This is a genomic window from Marinobacter sp., assembly GCF_035268745.1.
Classification (GTDB): domain Bacteria; phylum Pseudomonadota; class Gammaproteobacteria; order Pseudomonadales; family Oleiphilaceae; genus Marinobacter.
The window spans coordinates 13,598-29,653 of the sequence record NZ_DATFKH010000210.1 but is presented as its reverse complement, the minus strand read 5'-3'; the positions used below and the strand labels follow the sequence as shown (position 1 = coordinate 29,653).

Sequence of the window (16,056 nt, the reverse complement as noted above, 5' to 3'; positions counted from 1 at the left end):
ATGTTCTCCTCCGGTTTGCACCCGCCTGTTCATGTTAAGCCACCAGCACAAGCTGGCAAAGGGGTGCGGGTACAATAAGATACCTCAGTAATAGATCACTCAGGCGCTGCGAATAAATTTCTGAAGCCTGGGCGCAATCTCCTCACGCCAGCGGCGGCCATTGAAGGTGCCATAATGACCAACTCCGGGCTGCAGGTGATGTACCCGCCGCTCCTCGGGAATACCAGTGCACAGGGCATGGGCTGCGCGGGTCTGGCCAGGACTGGAGATGTCGTCTTTCTCGCCCTCTATGGTCATCAGTGCGGTTTTGGTGATAGCCGAGGGCTCTACCAGCCTGCCACGGTGCTTGAAACAGCCCTTTGCCAGATGGAATTCCTTGAAAACCCGCTCAATGGTTTGCAGATAGTACTTGTCGGGCAGGTCCATCACTGCCAGATATTCGTTGTAAAACTCCCGGTGACGTGCAACTTCGCCGGCATCATCATCGCGAATAGACCGGAACAGTCCCCGATAGGCATCCACATGACGGTCAAAGTTCATGTTGATGAACCCCGACAGCTGCAAAAATCCCGGATAAACCTTGCGCATGGCGCCCGGGTAAGGGGCCGGCACGGTATGGATCAGGTTGCGTTTGAACCAGGAAAGCTTGTGCTTCTTTGCCACTTCACAGGGTTCTGTCGGGTCAACGCGCCCATCCACCGGGCCACTCATCAGAGCCAGGGAGCGTGGCGCCGAGGGATGATTGTCCTGGGCCATCAGGGCAGTAGCCGCCAGCACCGGCACAACCGGCTGGCAGACCGCCAGCACGTGGGTGTCCGGGCCCAGGTAATTGATAAAATCAATCACATAATCGATGTAGTCGTCGAGACTGAAATTGCCATCGGAAACCGGCACCATACAGGCGTCGCGCCAGTCGGTGATGTACACATCGTGACCCGGCAACATGGTTTCCACAGTGCCCTTGAGCAGCGACGCAAAATGACCGGACAGGGGCGCGACGATAAGAAGCTTGGGATCATCCGGGCGATCAATATTGCGCTGAAAGTGCTTTAACTGGCAGAAGGGCTTGCGCTTGACGATGGTCTCGCTGACCAGAACTGTCTCGCCATCACAAACCGTGGTATCCAGATTGAAGGATGGCTTCGGGTAACGCCTGGTGAGATCGTCGAATACATTCAGGGCCGAGGCAATGCTGCGGGTCCCCGGAACCCTTGAAAATGGGTTCAACCGATGCCGAAGTACCGTGCTCTGGCCGTTAGCCAGCATACGGGCCGGAGTGAGAGCAAGGCGGCTCAGTTCGTGGACATAGTAAATCATGGCGCAAGGTTTCCTCGATGAGTTCGGTTGACCTGTATCTGTGCGGCTAATCCGCTGTTATGGATACTGACTGGCAGGCTGGACCAGCCTGCCATCCGGACGTAGCGTCTATACTACCTTATTTTAAGAGCAACGCTAAGGCGCTTCACCGCTCTGGATCAAAATTTCCCGATTTTCCGGCCCCGGCCAATCAAGGCGCGACCATCAAAACCCGTTCTGCCGGACGCTTTAATCGATTGCCAACCTCCTCACCAGGGCATAAAATCACAACCCTGTGACACACCTCAACAGTGGCAACCATCCGGACATTATAAAGGCACACCCAATGCAGAACCTGGACGACATCAGCGCGGTTGAACCCGAGCCAATTGTCTTTGATGTCATTGAAATCGCAGGACTTGTTGTCCCCCTCCTGCTTGCGGTCCTGACAATTGTCCTGATCGCCCTCAATCCGGACCCCGCAGCAACAGCTGCTGTAAAATCTGAACAACCGGCGGAGCGGCTGGAACAGATCCACCGACGCTAATCGTCCGGGGTCGATTCGACCATCCGGGACTGAAAAAAACGCAGAAGGGATGGTAACAGATGAAAACCGGATCCGGTGACAACCAGGCGCTCCGGCGCCAGACCCTGGTCAGGTTTGGCAGCCAGGACGAAGCGCTGCACTGGACAACTCTCGGTGACCGCGTGATGGGCGGCCAATCCGACGGCGCGGTTGTCAGCCCGGAACCGGGATACGGCCGCTTTTACGGCACCGTGCGCCTTGATAACGGCGGCGGTTTCGCTTCGGCCAAGGCAGACCTCGTCAAACCCCTGGACGCAACCGGCTGGACGGGTATCGAACTGCCGGTTCTCGGCGATGGTAAAACCTACAAGGTCGGGCTTCGAAACAGCACCGACCGGCGCAGCATCGTGTACCAGCACAGCTTTACACCGGACACGGATCAATGGCGCCGGATACAGCTACCCTTCAGCAATTTCATCCCCACCTGGCGCGGCAGGACCGTGACAGATGCAGAACCACTGAATCTCCGCAATCTGGCTTCCGTGAGCCTGTTTGTGTCCGGACGCCAGGCTGGTGAATTCGAGCTCAGGATGCAGGACTGGGTTCTGTTCCAGGGCATTCCGGCGACACTCTGATCCTGCCCCTATCTGAAAAAATTCAGTAGCTCCCGGGCCACCGGCTCCGGCGCCTCCTCCGCCAGAAAATGCCCGCAGTCCAGTGACCGGCCTTCCGGCTGGTGGGCATAATCACGCCATACCTCAAGCACATCATAGGTGCGGTGAACAAAACCCTGTTTGCCCCAGAGAACCAGCAACGGACACCGGATTTTACGGTGCCGGTCCTGCTCATCGTGTTTTAGATCAATGGTTGCCGCGGCCCGGTAATCCTCGCAGGAAGCGTGAATCGTTACAGGATCGCTGAAACAGCGCAGATACTCGGCCACTGCTTCGGGGTCAAAGTGGGCGTCGGAACCGCTCCAGCGCCTGAGCTTCTGGTTCAGGAAATATTCCGGATCAGCACCGATCATCCGCTCCGGCAGCCCGTCCGGCTGGATCAGGAAAAACCAGTGATAGTAGCCGGTGGCAAAGTGCTGGTCGGTGTGGGCGAACATGTGAAAAGTCGGGGCTATGTCCATGACACAGGCCCGGCTGACCCGTTCCGGATAATCCAGTGCCAACCTGTGAGCCACCCGCGCGCCGCGGTCATGCCCAGCCACCAGAAACTGCTCATGGCCCAGCCCGGTCATTAACTCTGCCATGTCCGCGGCCATGGCCCGTTTTGAATAGGTACTGTGGTCGGGGGCCGGGTGTGGCTTCTCACTGTCACCGTAACCGCGGAGATCGGGACAGATCAGGTGGAAGTGTGGCTCCAGAAGAGGAATGACCCGGTGCCACATAACGTGAGTCTGGGGATAGCCGTGAAGCAGCAAAAGCGGCTGTTTGCCCTGCCCGCCATGCACCAGGTTGATAGCAGCGCCGGAGGTCTGGATCCGGATTTGTTCGAAATTCTCGCCCCAATTCATACAGCAACCCCCGGTGTCCGGTCAGTTACATGGTCAGCAAAACCATCCGCCCCTGCGGATCTGCGGCAGCCAGGAGACATCGTCATTGTATATATAGATCCAGGCCGGCCCGAAAGGCGTTTCCAACTGGCGACGATCATACTCGCCAGACCGGGGCGCCTGCGAATTATAACCTTCAAGTTCGTCCAGCCGGGCAAAGGTCTTGCTGTTGATATCGTAGAATTCAACCTCGATGCCATCACTGGGTTCGAGTTTCGCAGCCGGAAAAGGGCCAGTGTCATAAAGCGTGATCTGGTTCAGTTGACAGCGCCCGACAAAGCGGGCGCTGCTCAGAAAGTCATGGTTTGACTGGCCTTTTTTGAGAGTGCCGTAGACGCCTACACGATTCAGGAACATCATTTGCCATGCCTCAGCACATCGTACCCTTCAACCGGCAGCTTCACTGCAACGGAGCCTTGTCAGAAAAAACAGTAATCAGGCTATCAGGAGGACACGCCAACGCCAAGCGAGTGCAGTGCAGGTTGTTCCCGGCGGACTATGATTTCATGATGGACTCCACATCCGACCCGGCACCGGAGCAACAATGCCCTACCCGATAGATCAGAAACTTGTTATCGCCGTTGCTTCCAGTGCGCTGTTCGATCTGAAGGAATCTGATAGCGTGTTCAGAGGACAGGGCGAAAAGGCGTATCGCCGGTATCAGGAAGCCAATCTGGACAAGCCGTTGGGCAAGGGCGTGGCCTTCCCTTTCGTCCGGCGTTTTCTCAGCATTAACGGGAAATTTCCGGAGAAATGCCCGGTAGAGGTGGTATTGCTGTCACGGAATTCGGCGATTACCGGCAAGCGGGTGTTTCACTCTATTCATCACTATGGCCTGGACATCTCCCGTGCGGCCTTTCTGGAGGGTAAATCGCCGTATGCCTACATTCCTGCATTCAATGCGTCGCTGTTTCTGTCCGCCAATGAGTCCGATGTATCCCGGGCCATCGATTACGGCCACCCCGCGGGGACAGTGTTACCAAGCAAGGTCGTAGACACCCAGGATGATGCGGAGCTTCGAATTGCCTTCGACTTTGATGGCGTCATTGCCGACGATGCCTCAGAGCAGGTTTACCAGGGAGGTTCTCTGAAAGATTTTCAGGAGCATGAAACTTCACGTGCCCACATCCCCCACAGCCCGGGGCCTCTGGCCGGTCTTTTCCGCAAGATCTCCCACCTGCAAAAGCTGGAAGACCAGGCCCTGGCAGACAATCCGGATTACCACAGGGTATTGAGAACGGCCATCGTAACGGCCCGGAACGCACCGTCCCATGAACGGGTCATTACCACGCTGGAGCACTGGGGCGTGGACGCCAATGAGGTTTTCTTTCTGGGGGGCATGAAGAAAGACCGGATTTTGAACGTGCTCAAGCCCCATATGTTCTTTGACGACCAGAGATCACACCTGGAGTCCGATGCCGGGGATATCCCCATGGTCCATATCCCATTCGGGATTTCCAATTACCCCGACCAATGAACCGCCCTGTATCAGGTCCATAATCTCGCCAAAACTTGCGATTTGCCCGGGTTCGAGGTATCAAGTGGCGATAGCCGATAACTCCATCGCTTCATGGAACATGACTCGCTAATGCCAGCACCACGCGATCATTCAATCGACCTCAACGAACTGATTGACCACGCCCGTCGCAGTGAGCGGATCGCACGTGCCCTGTTCGAAGTCGAGGTTGAGGTGATGAACCTCAGTGATAGCACGAGTTTTCTGGACAGGCTGACAGATCTTGTACGCAAGCGCTTTGGGCTGGACTGGGTCTGGCTGGTGCTGACCGATATCGAGAACAACGAGCGCCTGTGCACGGCGCTTGCCGAGCAGGGCGCACTGGTTACCGTGCACCGGCTATCCACCGTGGATTTCATCCGGCTGGTCGGAAATACCCGCATGCCTGCATTGATCAACAGGCCCCAGCGCTTTCGTCAACTGGTTCCCGCTGACATTCGCCCGAGCGTTGGCTCGCTGGCCGCCCTTCCACTGCTGATGGATGAACGTGTCATCGGCGGGCTGATTCTCGGCAGCCAGGACCCAGGCCGGTATCAGCCCGGCATGGAGGCCTTCTTCCTGGAGCAGCTGGCGGTAAAGGCGTCCATCGGTCTGACCAGTGTCTGGGCCCGGGAACAGCTGCGACGCCTGGCCACGCGAGACCCGCTGACCGGGCTGCGTAACCGCCGTGATCTGGACGAGACCATGAGTCAGGAGCTGAGCCGTGCGCGCCGTTACAACCTGCCATTGTCGATCCTATTCATCGACTGCGACGACTTCAAACAGGTGAACGACACTTACGGCCATGACTGCGGCGACGCCTATCTGTGCTTTGTCGCCAATCAGTTTCAGTCGTTGCTGCGGGAGGGCGATTCGATTTTCCGCTTTGCCGGCGACGAATTTGTGGTGCTGCTGCCCAATCAGGATCTGGCATCCGCAAACCAGATTGGCCTGCGTTTCATCACGCATTTTGAAGAGGCAGGATTCGGCTGGCAGGACACGCATTTGAAGGCGTCCTTCAGCTGCGGCGCAGCGAGTTCCGAAGAGGCCGGACTATGCTTGCCGGACCAGTTGTTACGCGCCGCCGACCAGCGGCTGTACGAACACAAGCGCAAACGCAAAACCCAGGCCAGTGGCCAGTTGCCGGAAGGATGACCCATGTCTGACAAAGATACCCTTGATGCCCTGAAAACCGCCTTCACCTTCATGCCCCAGCCGGTAGAGGTCAACCGGTTTGAGTATGGAGATGATGCCGACAGGATTCTCGCCCAGGTGAATTTTGTGCGGGAAGTTCTTGTCAGCAATGGCATTGATCCGGAAGAAGTCGCCGGAGAAGTCAATCCGGAGTCGTCTCCCAATTCCTGCTACTGAACACCAACCGGGTCTGCAACCCGGGAGATGAGAATCAGTGAGCAGGGCGTGCCTGATGGGGAGGCAGGCGAAAGAACCCTCAGCCGTGGAACCGATCCCGCGCAGTCTGAATCCACTGATAGAAAATCGGCACCAGCAGGGTTCCCAATACGGTGGCTGCCACCATCCCGAAAAGTACCGTCACACCCAGGCTGACCCGGCTGGCCGCGCCGGCGCCGCTGGCAAAGACCAGGGGCAAAACGCCCAGCACGAACGAGAGCGCTGTCATCAGAACGGCGCGGAACCGCAGCGCGGCGGCTTGTCTGGCCGCTTCTGCTGTGGCCATACCGGATTGTTTCAGCTGCATAGCAAATTCAACAATAAGGATGGCGGTTTTGGTCGACAGGCCAATCAGAAGCACCAGTCCTACCTGGGCGTAGATGTTGTTTGCCATCCCAAACGCCCAGAGCCCGCCCATCGCGCCAAACATGGCCAGTGGCACGGCACCAATAACCGCTAATGGCAGGGTCCAGCTTTCGTACTGGGCAACCAGAAACAGATAGACGAGCACAATGGCCAGCAGGAAGATCGCCGCTGCCAGGCTGCCAGCCTGTATCTCTTGCAGGCTTTGTCCTGCCCAGCTGAATTCATAGCCTTGTGGCAAGCTCTCAGCCAGGCTTTCCATTGCCTGAATTGCATCACCACTGGCATAACCGGACGCTGCTTCACCGGAAATGGTTACCGAGCGTTTGAGATTGAAATGCTGGATAGTGGATGGGCCAAGAACAGGTTCAAGGGAAGCCAGCGTCGTAAGTGGCACCATGTCACCCTGCTGATTGCGGACCTTGTAGTAGGAAAGGTCTTCGGGCTCTTGTCGGTAGCTGCCTTCTGCCTGCAACAATACCCGGTAGTTCTTGCCAAAACGGGTGAAATCGTTGACGTACAAAGAGCCCATCTGGGTCTGAAGGGTGGAGAAAATGTCTGACAGTTGGATGCCCATTGCTTTGGCTTTATTCCGGTCCACGTTCAAAAGATATTGGGGGGTGTTGGCGCGGTAGGTGCTGTAGACCCGAGACAGCGCCTCATGCTCGTTGGCCTCGAAAATAAGCCCGTTCATCACCTGGGACAGATCGGACACATCCCGGCCCTGGCTATCCTGAAGCCGAAAGTCGAATCCGGAGGATGTGCCAAGCCCCGGAATGGGCGGCGGGTTGAATATCATGACTTGCGCTTCTGAAATAGACCACAGGCTCGACGAAAGGCGGGGAATCACCTGTCCCAGACCAAGAGTTTCGTCTTCACGCTCCTCCCAGTCTTTCAGGGTGACGATGCCCAGGCCGTTGTTCGAGTTTGCGCCCCCCAAGAGGGAAAACCCCGATACCGTAATAAAGTCGGTCACCGCAGGGTCTTGCAGAACCAGTTCCGTGACTTTTTCCAGCACAGCATCGGTACGCTCAAGTGCTGCGGCATCCGGCAACTGAACATCCACAAACAGGAAGCCCTGGTCTTCCGGTGGCACAAATGCAGCGGGTACGGCCTTGAACAGGCCCGCGCTTGCCAACAGGATTGCCCCCAGTGCCAGGCCCATGAGAGCGCCCTTGCGAAGCAGCTGCGTTACCAATCTGTCGTAGCCTCTGGTGCTGCTGGTAATCGCTTTCTCGACAGGGCTTAACCACTTTATGGGTTTGCTGTCAGTGCGACCCAATAAAGCAACACAAAGTGCCGGGCTCAGGGTCAAGGCGTTAATGGATGAAATGATTACCGCGACGGAAATGGTTACGGAAAACTGTTTGTACAACTCGCCGGTGATGCCAGGCATGAAACCAACCGGTACAAACACAGCCAAAAGAACCAGGGTGGTGGCGATGACCGGGCCAGTCACTTCGCCCATGGCTTTTGTGACCGCCTCGCGGATCGGTAATTTCTCTTCTTTCAGCAGCCGTTCGACGTTTTCAATGACGACAATGGCATCGTCCACCACAATGCCGATGGCGAGCACCAGCCCGAACAGGGTAATGGTATTGATGGAATAGCCGAGCGCCGCCATGACGGCAAAGGTGCCAATGAGCGAGACCGGAATGGCGATACTGGGAATAAGGGTGGCCCGCCAGTTCTGCAGGAACAGGAAAACCACCAGTATGACGAGCCCGACGGCCTGTAACAGGGTGATGACGACTTCGTCGATGGAGCGGCTGATGAAATCGGTGCTGTCGAACAGGATGCTGTGCTTTACACCGTCCGGAAACGCGGGGGCTGCGTCATTGACAACCTTTTTGACCTTTTCTGCAACATCCAGTGCGTTGGCATCCGGTAGCTGATAAATCACCACGAATGCGGTATCACGATTGTTCAGCTTGGCCGTTGACGCGTAGGAGCGCGAGCCCAGCTCGATGCGACCGATGTCCTGCAGGCGCACGAACCCGCCATCGGATTTCGCCCTTAGAATGGTCTGGGCAAATTCGTCGGGATCCGAGAGCCGCTCGCGGCTCTGTATGCTGTACACAAATTGCTGACCAGCGGGCACCGGTGACTGGCCCAGCTTACCGGCAGCTACAATCTGGTTCTGTTCCCTCAATGCCGCGGCTACTTCGGAAACGGTAATGTCAAGCGCCGACATACGCTGGGGGTCCAGCCAGATCCGCATACTGTAATCTTTCGCGCCCATGACTTCAGCGGAGCCAACACCGGGCACACGTCCCAGGGCCTCGACCAGGTTATTGGACGCAAAATTACTGAGAAAAACACCGTCAAGATCCGGCCGCTCAGAGGTCAGGTTGATACCCATCAACATGTTGCCAGCCTGTTTGCTGACAACCACGCCCTGCCGTCGTACCTCATCCGGCAAAAAGGGTTCAGCCAGTGCAACGCGATTCTGCACGTTTACCTGAGCAATATCCGTATCAGTGCCGCTTTCAAAGGTCAGCGTTATCTTGGCCGCACCATCACTGGATGCGGTCGACTCGATGTAAATCATTCCTTCCACACCATTGAGCTGTTGCTCAATGGGCCGGATAACCGACTCCTCTACAACCTGCGAACCGGCACCAGGCATAGAAGCCGACACCTGAATCTGGGGTGGCGCCATATCCGGATACATATTGACCGGCAGTCCTCGCAGGGCCAGCAGGCCTGCAAGGGTTATCAGAATGGAAATGACAAAGGCAAACTTCGGTCGCTGAATAAAGACACTGCTTATCATTTCGAGGCCCCATCACCAGTGGTGAGTACGCCTGTTTCGGGGGCGATGAGTTTCTGTACCGGGGCTACAGTTACCCCGGACCGCACTTTTTGCATGCCTTCGACTATGACCCGATCGCCGACTTCCAGGCCGGTCTCGGCAACGATCATGGCGCCTCTGCGAGGGCCTGTGGTGATAAAGCGCTGCGCTACCTGTTCCTGGTCATTGACTACCAGCACAAATTTGCCCTCGAGTGTTTCCTGCAAGGCCACCTGAGGTACCAGAATCCGGTCTTCACCTGCCTGGCCCTGAATATGCAAAGTGACGTAAAGCCCAGGCACCAGAACTGAGGCTGAATTGGGGAAGACCGCGCGCATGGCAACGGTGCCAGTGGACGCGTCGGTCTGGACGTCCGCGAAATCCAGGACGCCAGCGGCAGCATATCGCTGCCCGTCCGGTAAGGTCAGGTAAAGCTCAAGGTTGCTGGCAAGGTTGCTGGCAGCTTCTTCTCCGGCACGGCGATAACCGATGTAATCCGCCTCGTTAACCTGGAAACCTACATAGATAGGATCTGTCACCAGAATCTCGGTAATCGGCCCGCTAGAGGGACTGACAACAGCACCGACATCGAAATTGAGCTTGCCGATCCAGCCATCGAATGGCGCCCGGATTTCGGTATAGCCCAGGTTGTTCTGGGCTTTCTGCAAAGCGGCTTGTGCAGTTTGCAGGCGCCCTTGCGCAGCACTGAAACGATCCTGGAGTTTGTCCAGGTCAGCCGCTGAAAGGAAACCTTTGCCAGCAACCTCTTCACCTCGCTCCAGGTTTCTGGTGGCCGAGGCCAGCTCCGCACGGGATGCCGTCAGCTCCGCTTGAGCCTGACTAAGGGTTGCACTGGCGACAGTGTCTTCCAGGCGAACCAGCAGTTGACCTTTTTCGACCCGGGCGCCTTCTTTAAAATTGATTTCCTGGATTTCACCCTCGATGCGGGCCGAAATATCCGCTCTCGCGGAGGGGGCGGTTCTGGCTACGAACTCCCGGGATGGCCTTACTTCAGAGCTGCTAACCGTCACCACGGAAACCGCGACCGGTGCGTTTTGTGTCGTCTCAACTGGCTCTGAGCAGCCAGCGATAAGAAAAGCAACACACACAAACAGCGCAAAAAACCTTGCGGGTTTCATGCTGAGGCGATTCTGGGGGTGCCGGATTTTCAACATTGATTTTCCTTTTTGTTCTCTGGGGCCTGAGTATCTCTGTTGCTCGGGTGGTAGCAGGGCGCGCTTTGTCGCCAGGATCAATGATTTGCTCGTCTAAAAGAGCTAATTAATGTTAATCCTACCTAAATACGCCAAATCTGGGAAACAGACTTGAAAGCAAAAACAGAGTGAAAAAATGACGCTTTCATCTTCTAATATCCTTTGTCTGGGTCAGGACGGTTAACTCTCTAGCGGACTCCCTTGAAACGCTGGCAAATCAGGGCTGGCGGTCAAGGAATAAACGGGTCATGACCGAGAAGAAAAAAGCCGCAGAAAGGCTGCACATGACAATGCCGGTCAGCCCCTCGACCGTCGCGATAATGCGCCAGGGGGGGGTGACCACCAGATCGCCATACCCAATGGTCGTGTAAGTTACACCTGAGAAGTAAACAGCAGATTCAAAATACGAAAGTGCGCCGCCCCAATAATAAAAGCAGGCCCAGATGACTATCTGGGCCGTGTGACTGATAAGAAGAATCCATACCAACCTTACAAAAAGCCATGTAAGCGGCCAGAAATCGAAATTACGCTCATGTCCAGCATTAAGACCTGACAGCCATCTCATCGACAAGGTTAAAAAGGCGGTATGAATCAGCACGGTCGCAGCCACCAGGCCAAATGTTAGCATCAGGATAGATGTCATCTTTTTTGTTCGCCTGTTGTGTGTTTCAGGAAAAACGAATCTGTCACTGAACGATCCGAGGCTGGAAAAGTGAGCTTAATAGAGCGCAACCCTCTCGAACCGCAAGCGGAAGTGGCCTGTGTTGTCTCGCATTTCGAGATGATTTCCAACAATCCGGTAGTCGGTGATACTGTCGAGGGTGTCCCGGAATTCCTCTGCCTGCTCCATGCCTTCCAGGCATGCTTTTCGGGTCGTAGCCAACTGGGTAAACATCACTTTCGAGCCCTCTGTTTTGTAAGACCCGGTAAGCGCGTTGCAGCCATCGGAGCCGGCTACCCGCCCGCCTTCATGGAAAACGAGGTGCGGTTCGCGCTGGTTTTGCGCCCGCTGGACGCCTTCTGAACCCAGTGAAGTGAGACGCCAGTAGGTATTCTGCAACGTTGCCAACTGAATAGGCGACGGGCAGGACAGGTCCGGCCAGACACCAATAAAACGTTCCGGAACGAGCGTTAGGACCGGGTCCGGACCCTCCATTGGCATACGCTGGGCCAACTGACCTTCAAGACTGACCCTCATTTCTTCTCCCGGCTCCCCGCTGGCGGCGAGGTACGCTTCCTCAAGGGCCCGATTATCAGCCTCGGTAGCCACCGGCATTTCCAGGCCGGTCAGGCATTCTCTGAACCGGCCAGCGCCGGCCATATAGCGGTATTGGCCCCCGAGTAACAAGCGTGGCTCAAGCGCCTCGAATGTGGGGAGCCTGGACAGGCTGTAGTTAAGTTCGGACTCGATGCGTTGACCATCCATGTCGAGCAATCGCAATTCTTCCGTGCCTATCCTCTCAAACCTCTTCGGGGCCTCTTTTCCGCCGTGGAGAATGATCTCCCGGCCATCCGATGAGTGAAGATAACGCCCGATGTCAAAAAATGGACCGGCATCCTTACCCTGGTAGGCTTCACGCAGCATATATGCGCCATCGGGCAGCAGATTAAGGTGCATATCGATGCCCGGGCAGTCGGCGCAGGGTAAGGTTCCTGAAAATGTCGCTGGCAAACGGCTCGCTTTTCCACGGGCATCATCACTCCGAACGGGCCGTAGCCGCAAAGTGGCCTCGGACGGGAAGCCGCGGGTAATAACCTGATGGATCTCATCGGTCGCAAACAACAGGTTCTCACCATCATAAAGGCGCGCTGCCAGTCGATAGGTATGGCGTGGATCAATCTGTTCCTCATCGTATTCGATGGTGAACGGGTAAGGTGGTTGACCTGCTTCCCTGATCGTAACTTCGGCAATTCGCTCAGCCGGCGCATCGGCAAGACTGATGTCTTCCAGTGTAACTTCCAGCCGGACATTCGGTGGCATGGCAATACGTTCGAGGTAAATAGCTTCGCCGGTAACCCTGGCAGTCCCGGAATCCGGCGTCAGGGAGGCGCAGCCTGCCAGCACGAGAACTGTAAAAATACTTAATAATACTTTCATATCTAATCCGCCCCTGGGTTGCGTGAGGAGTTAGTGTTATCCCTGTGCCCTGAATCGACCGAGCCTTTCGGAGGGTAATCGAGGGAATCGCTCAACTCTGCCCGGGTTTCTTTGTCAAATTCCGGGAAAGGCAGTTTCTGGCCTGCGCGCAGTTCGCGCATGATTGCCTCGATCCGGGAGGCACGCTCGCCATCCATGCCTGAGTCCCTTGCAAGGTAATTGATGGTGGAGGGGAACGCGAAGGCAGTGCCTGACTCTTCGACAATATCGATCAAGCGAAGGAAAATATCTTCTCGGATACTGAAAAACTCGCTGAAGTCGTTCGTTTTGATATAGGCGAATATTTCGATGTCCATCGAGTGGTTGCCGAAGCCGGCGAATCTGGCACGTGCGGGTTCGGGCGCCACCATAGGATGCTGAAGCAACAACTTGCGAATCTCTGCCAGAAGCCAGCGTAGTTGGTCTGGTTTGGTCTCATAACGAAAATTTATCTTGGTCTGCAGCAACATTTGGTGGCGCCGCGTGAGATTTTCGATGTTCAGGTTTACGAACTCAGCGTTGGGCACGGTAATGATGGAGTGGTCTAGAGAACGTATTTTTACGGATCGCAGGCCGATACCCTCGACGACGCCCATATGGTCTCCGAAGCAACAAAAATCCCCTACTTCAACCGGCTTGTCAGCATAAAGCGTAATGCCGCCAATCAGGTTTTCCAGCGTGCTGCGAGCAGCCAGTGCAACTGCGAGTCCACCGATACCAAGACCTGCGATCACGCCCTGATACGGAATTGACAGAATCTCTGCCAGCAACAGGATTGCACCGATGACGACTGCAAGTTTGGCCATTGACGTGACCAGCGACCGCAGAATTTCATTCCGGTAGCGGAAGTAACTATGGGCGTGGACACCCATTACTTCGCTTACTTTATCTACCAGGTGATAGGCAAGCCAGCCGCCGGCAATGGAGAGGATCACCCCGATGAAAACGCGCAGTGGTATATCCACGGGCTGGGGAAGACCCAGAATCCCGAGCGCAAGCAGGCCAAGACCGGCAACCAGAATAAGGCGCAGAGGCCATAGGAAGCGCGCCTTGGGTGATAGCGACTGGTCTTCCCCATTTTCATTGAGCCGGAATATTTTCGCAGTCAGCCATGTAAAGGCCCAACTCACCGGAATACTGATGACCAACAGCAGCAACAGCGCAATCCACTGCCACATCTCCATCCCCGCACCAGACTCTTTAAGCAGGGCACGATGAATGCCGCGAGCGCTGTTACGAATTTCAAAAAACGGCGTTGGCTCCCAGGTCCGGCTTTCCTGGGCCAGCGGCATATCTTCCATTGCAATAAAAAGCTGGCGCACGCTAGCGATGGTGTCGGAATTGAACTGCCAGCGAAGCGATCCATCCGCCTGCTCGACTGGCTGAATTGCCACTTTCCCCTCAGGATGTATAAAGTGCGTGTAGGCTGCCTGACGATTCGGGTCGTCAGGTATTTCCTGGCGTAATGGCAGGCCAATGCGATGGAGAATGCCGATCAGATATTCGCCAAGCAGCATTCCCTCGTCCTCACGCACGGCCGCTGCAATTTGTGACAGATCCATTGTTTTAAGAAACAGCTCTGACTGGCCGCTTCGGGCACTCGCCCACTGTTCCAGAAAAGTTCGCATGGTATCGCGCGGTGACTTGAGGTCGTGATGCTCCTCCGGATGCGGTACCGTTCCGTCGCGACTCTGCAGTAGAGCCGCGAGCGACTGTTTCATGTCCTGTTCCGGGGGAACAATGATTTGCCACGAGCGGGAGCCTGTTGCTCCTGCAGTCGTGCTTGCATGGAATGTTAGCGGGTAGGATGCATTGGTGCCTGCCTGACTCAGCGTGACGGTGTACTCCCGGGCACCATCAAGATCGCTGTCCGGCCGCAGTGCCTGAATTCTGAAGGTCAGGCGGTCAACAATCTGAAACAACAGGCGGGCGAGATCAATGCGATCGTAGAGCGTCAGTGGTTGCTCAAATTCTGAAAAGTCCAGCAGAGGTAAAACAACGCCGAACCGGTCACTTCTTCCTTCGCTGGCGTTATTACCGGCTTCGAGAAAGGACAGCAGTGCGGATTCAGCACTCGAAGCGTCGAAAGAACCGGAAAGGGTTTCCCCTAATTGCTTGTCCGAACGGACACCTGTCCACCACTCTCCGGTGCCGAAACGCCCCATGAAGCTTTGTTGGTCCGGTGACATGACGAACGTCAATACACCTTCACCCGCCGCATCGGACCAGGTACCCGATAACTGGTTATCTTTGATCACGCCTTCAACCGAGCCGCCAAAACCGGGGTAGGAACCGACAACCCGATCGCCGCTTTGCCGAAGTTCCATGAGGGTACCACCGTTTCGCCACTTGGTGTCCCAGACTCCGGTCCAATCGGGGTTTTCAGCAGCGGCCAGCGTGAACGGTAGCACTGCCAGCGCCATGACTAACGCAAAACAAGCTGCCCAGCCCGGCTTGGAGCGACCAGCAGCAACATGAGAAAGGCAGACGATCAGGGCACACGAGCTTCCAGGCTGGTTACACACGTGGGGGCGGGCGTATCCTTGTTTCAACATTGCTTTTCCTTATTATTCTCAGAGATCCTGGGTGTCTCTGCCGCTTTTTATGAAAGAACCGGGAGCTCTTCCACTCGGTGCGATGGTTCGGTAACCTACAAACGCTAATTACTGCAGGTCGCACCTAAATACGCGAAGTCGAGGAAACCAGACCTTCGATCAACACTTTGTATGGACCAAGAATGATGCGCCGACTGCCCTTCTCACTCACCTTGCTGGCACTTTCTCTTTCACTGGGCGGATGCGCCTTTCAGGAAACTATTCAAAGTGGCACCGACGATCCTTGCGCCACTATGCAGAATATCGTGACTGATTACCCCACCGGGTTTTCAGATTTCCGTAAAAGCGGCTCTAACTTCAGATCGTTGACGATCTATCGTGCTAAGGAAGAACTTATCAGGGGACACTGTGAAATCTGGGCATGGGGTGACGGGGATTCTGCGTATGTCTGTTCGATTGGCGCGCCGGACCCCGAGGTCGCCCGAGCCCGCTACAGCCAGACAGTGGAAAAGATATCCGGCTGCCTTGGGCCGGAATGGCAACCGGAAGAAAAAGTTCGTGAGCGTAATGGCGAGGCAGCTGGCATGGCGACGGTATTTCTGCAAAAGGGCGGACAATCTCCGGCGGTTTCGGTGCACCGTATCGAGGAGCGGTCAAGTCAATCGATCTATCTCTATATCGGTAGTCCGGGACGCAAACTGTAAT

14 protein-coding genes are annotated in these 16,056 nt (G+C 55.8%); 6 read left to right on the top strand and 8 right to left on the bottom strand.

Going from position 1 to position 16,056, the window contains the following annotated elements; genetic code table 11:
- Positions 1–99: 99 nt before the first annotated feature.
- Positions 100–1,317, bottom strand: coding sequence for a polyhydroxyalkanoate depolymerase (locus VJ956_RS14030; RefSeq protein WP_324085663.1), 1,218 nt, complete (start codon positions 1,315–1,317; stop codon positions 100–102).
- Positions 1,318–1,642: 325 nt separating this feature from the next.
- Here VJ956_RS14030 and VJ956_RS14025 point away from each other — a divergent pair, with 325 nt between their 5' ends.
- Together VJ956_RS14025 and VJ956_RS14020 are read left to right on the top strand one after the other, a co-directional pair.
- Positions 1,643–1,843 (top strand): hypothetical protein, encoded by a 201-nt coding sequence (locus VJ956_RS14025; RefSeq protein ID WP_324085662.1) that lies wholly within the window; start codon positions 1,643–1,645, stop codon positions 1,841–1,843.
- A gap of 59 nt (positions 1,844–1,902) precedes the next feature.
- Entirely contained in the window at positions 1,903–2,457 is a 555-nt protein-coding gene (locus VJ956_RS14020; protein ID WP_324085661.1) for a CIA30 family protein, read from the top strand.
- 8 nt (positions 2,458–2,465) lie between these two features.
- Here the strand turns inward: VJ956_RS14020 and VJ956_RS14015 are convergent, their stop codons facing one another.
- Positions 2,466–3,344 carry an alpha/beta hydrolase gene (locus tag VJ956_RS14015; protein WP_324085660.1) on the bottom strand — a complete coding sequence of 293 codons (879 nt, stop codon included), beginning with the start codon at positions 3,342–3,344 and terminating at the stop codon, positions 2,466–2,468.
- A gap of 33 nt (positions 3,345–3,377) precedes the next feature.
- Positions 3,378–3,743 (bottom strand): gamma-glutamylcyclotransferase family protein, encoded by a 366-nt coding sequence (locus VJ956_RS14010; RefSeq protein ID WP_324085659.1) that lies wholly within the window; start codon positions 3,741–3,743, stop codon positions 3,378–3,380.
- A 184-nt stretch (positions 3,744–3,927) separates the two neighbouring features.
- Here VJ956_RS14010 and VJ956_RS14005 point away from each other — a divergent pair, with 184 nt between their 5' ends.
- The 3 genes from VJ956_RS14005 to VJ956_RS13995 all read left to right on the top strand — a co-directional run bounded on the left by VJ956_RS14005 (position 3,928) and on the right by VJ956_RS13995 (position 6,249).
- Positions 3,928–4,860 (top strand): 5'-nucleotidase, encoded by a 933-nt coding sequence (locus VJ956_RS14005; RefSeq protein WP_324085658.1) that lies wholly within the window; start codon positions 3,928–3,930, stop codon positions 4,858–4,860.
- A gap of 111 nt (positions 4,861–4,971) precedes the next feature.
- Positions 4,972–6,033 carry a GGDEF domain-containing protein gene (locus VJ956_RS14000; protein ID WP_324085657.1) on the top strand — a complete coding sequence of 354 codons (1,062 nt, stop codon included), beginning with the start codon at positions 4,972–4,974 and terminating at the stop codon, positions 6,031–6,033.
- 3 nt (positions 6,034–6,036) lie between these two features.
- Positions 6,037–6,249, top strand: coding sequence for a penicillin-binding protein (locus tag VJ956_RS13995; protein WP_324085656.1), 213 nt, complete (start codon positions 6,037–6,039; stop codon positions 6,247–6,249).
- Positions 6,250–6,328: 79 nt separating this feature from the next.
- On the opposite strand, the gene VJ956_RS13990 is transcribed toward VJ956_RS13995, so the two are convergent.
- The 5 genes from VJ956_RS13990 to VJ956_RS13970 form a co-directional block, all read right to left on the bottom strand.
- Positions 6,329–9,427 carry a multidrug efflux RND transporter permease subunit gene (locus VJ956_RS13990; protein WP_324085655.1) on the bottom strand — a complete coding sequence of 1,033 codons (3,099 nt, stop codon included), beginning with the start codon at positions 9,425–9,427 and terminating at the stop codon, positions 6,329–6,331.
- Positions 9,424–10,620 (bottom strand): efflux RND transporter periplasmic adaptor subunit, encoded by a 1,197-nt coding sequence (locus VJ956_RS13985; protein ID WP_324085654.1) that lies wholly within the window; start codon positions 10,618–10,620, stop codon positions 9,424–9,426. The genes VJ956_RS13990 and VJ956_RS13985 overlap by 4 nt, the downstream gene beginning before the upstream one ends.
- Positions 10,621–10,876: 256 nt before the next feature.
- Positions 10,877–11,302, bottom strand: a complete 426-nt coding sequence (locus tag VJ956_RS13980; RefSeq protein ID WP_324085653.1) for a potassium channel family protein — start codon at positions 11,300–11,302, stop codon at positions 10,877–10,879.
- 75 nt (positions 11,303–11,377) lie between these two features.
- Positions 11,378–12,757, bottom strand: coding sequence for a YbaY family lipoprotein (locus VJ956_RS13975; RefSeq protein ID WP_324085652.1), 1,380 nt, complete (start codon positions 12,755–12,757; stop codon positions 11,378–11,380).
- Positions 12,758–12,759: 2 nt separating this feature from the next.
- Positions 12,760–15,351, bottom strand: a complete 2,592-nt coding sequence (locus tag VJ956_RS13970; RefSeq protein WP_324085651.1) for a mechanosensitive ion channel family protein — start codon at positions 15,349–15,351, stop codon at positions 12,760–12,762.
- 182 nt (positions 15,352–15,533) lie between these two features.
- On the opposite strand from VJ956_RS13970, the gene VJ956_RS13965 reads away from it, so the two are divergent.
- Complete coding sequence (locus VJ956_RS13965; RefSeq protein WP_324085650.1) at positions 15,534–16,055, top strand: hypothetical protein; 522 nt, start codon at positions 15,534–15,536, stop codon at positions 16,053–16,055.
- Position 16,056: the final 1 nt, after the last annotated feature.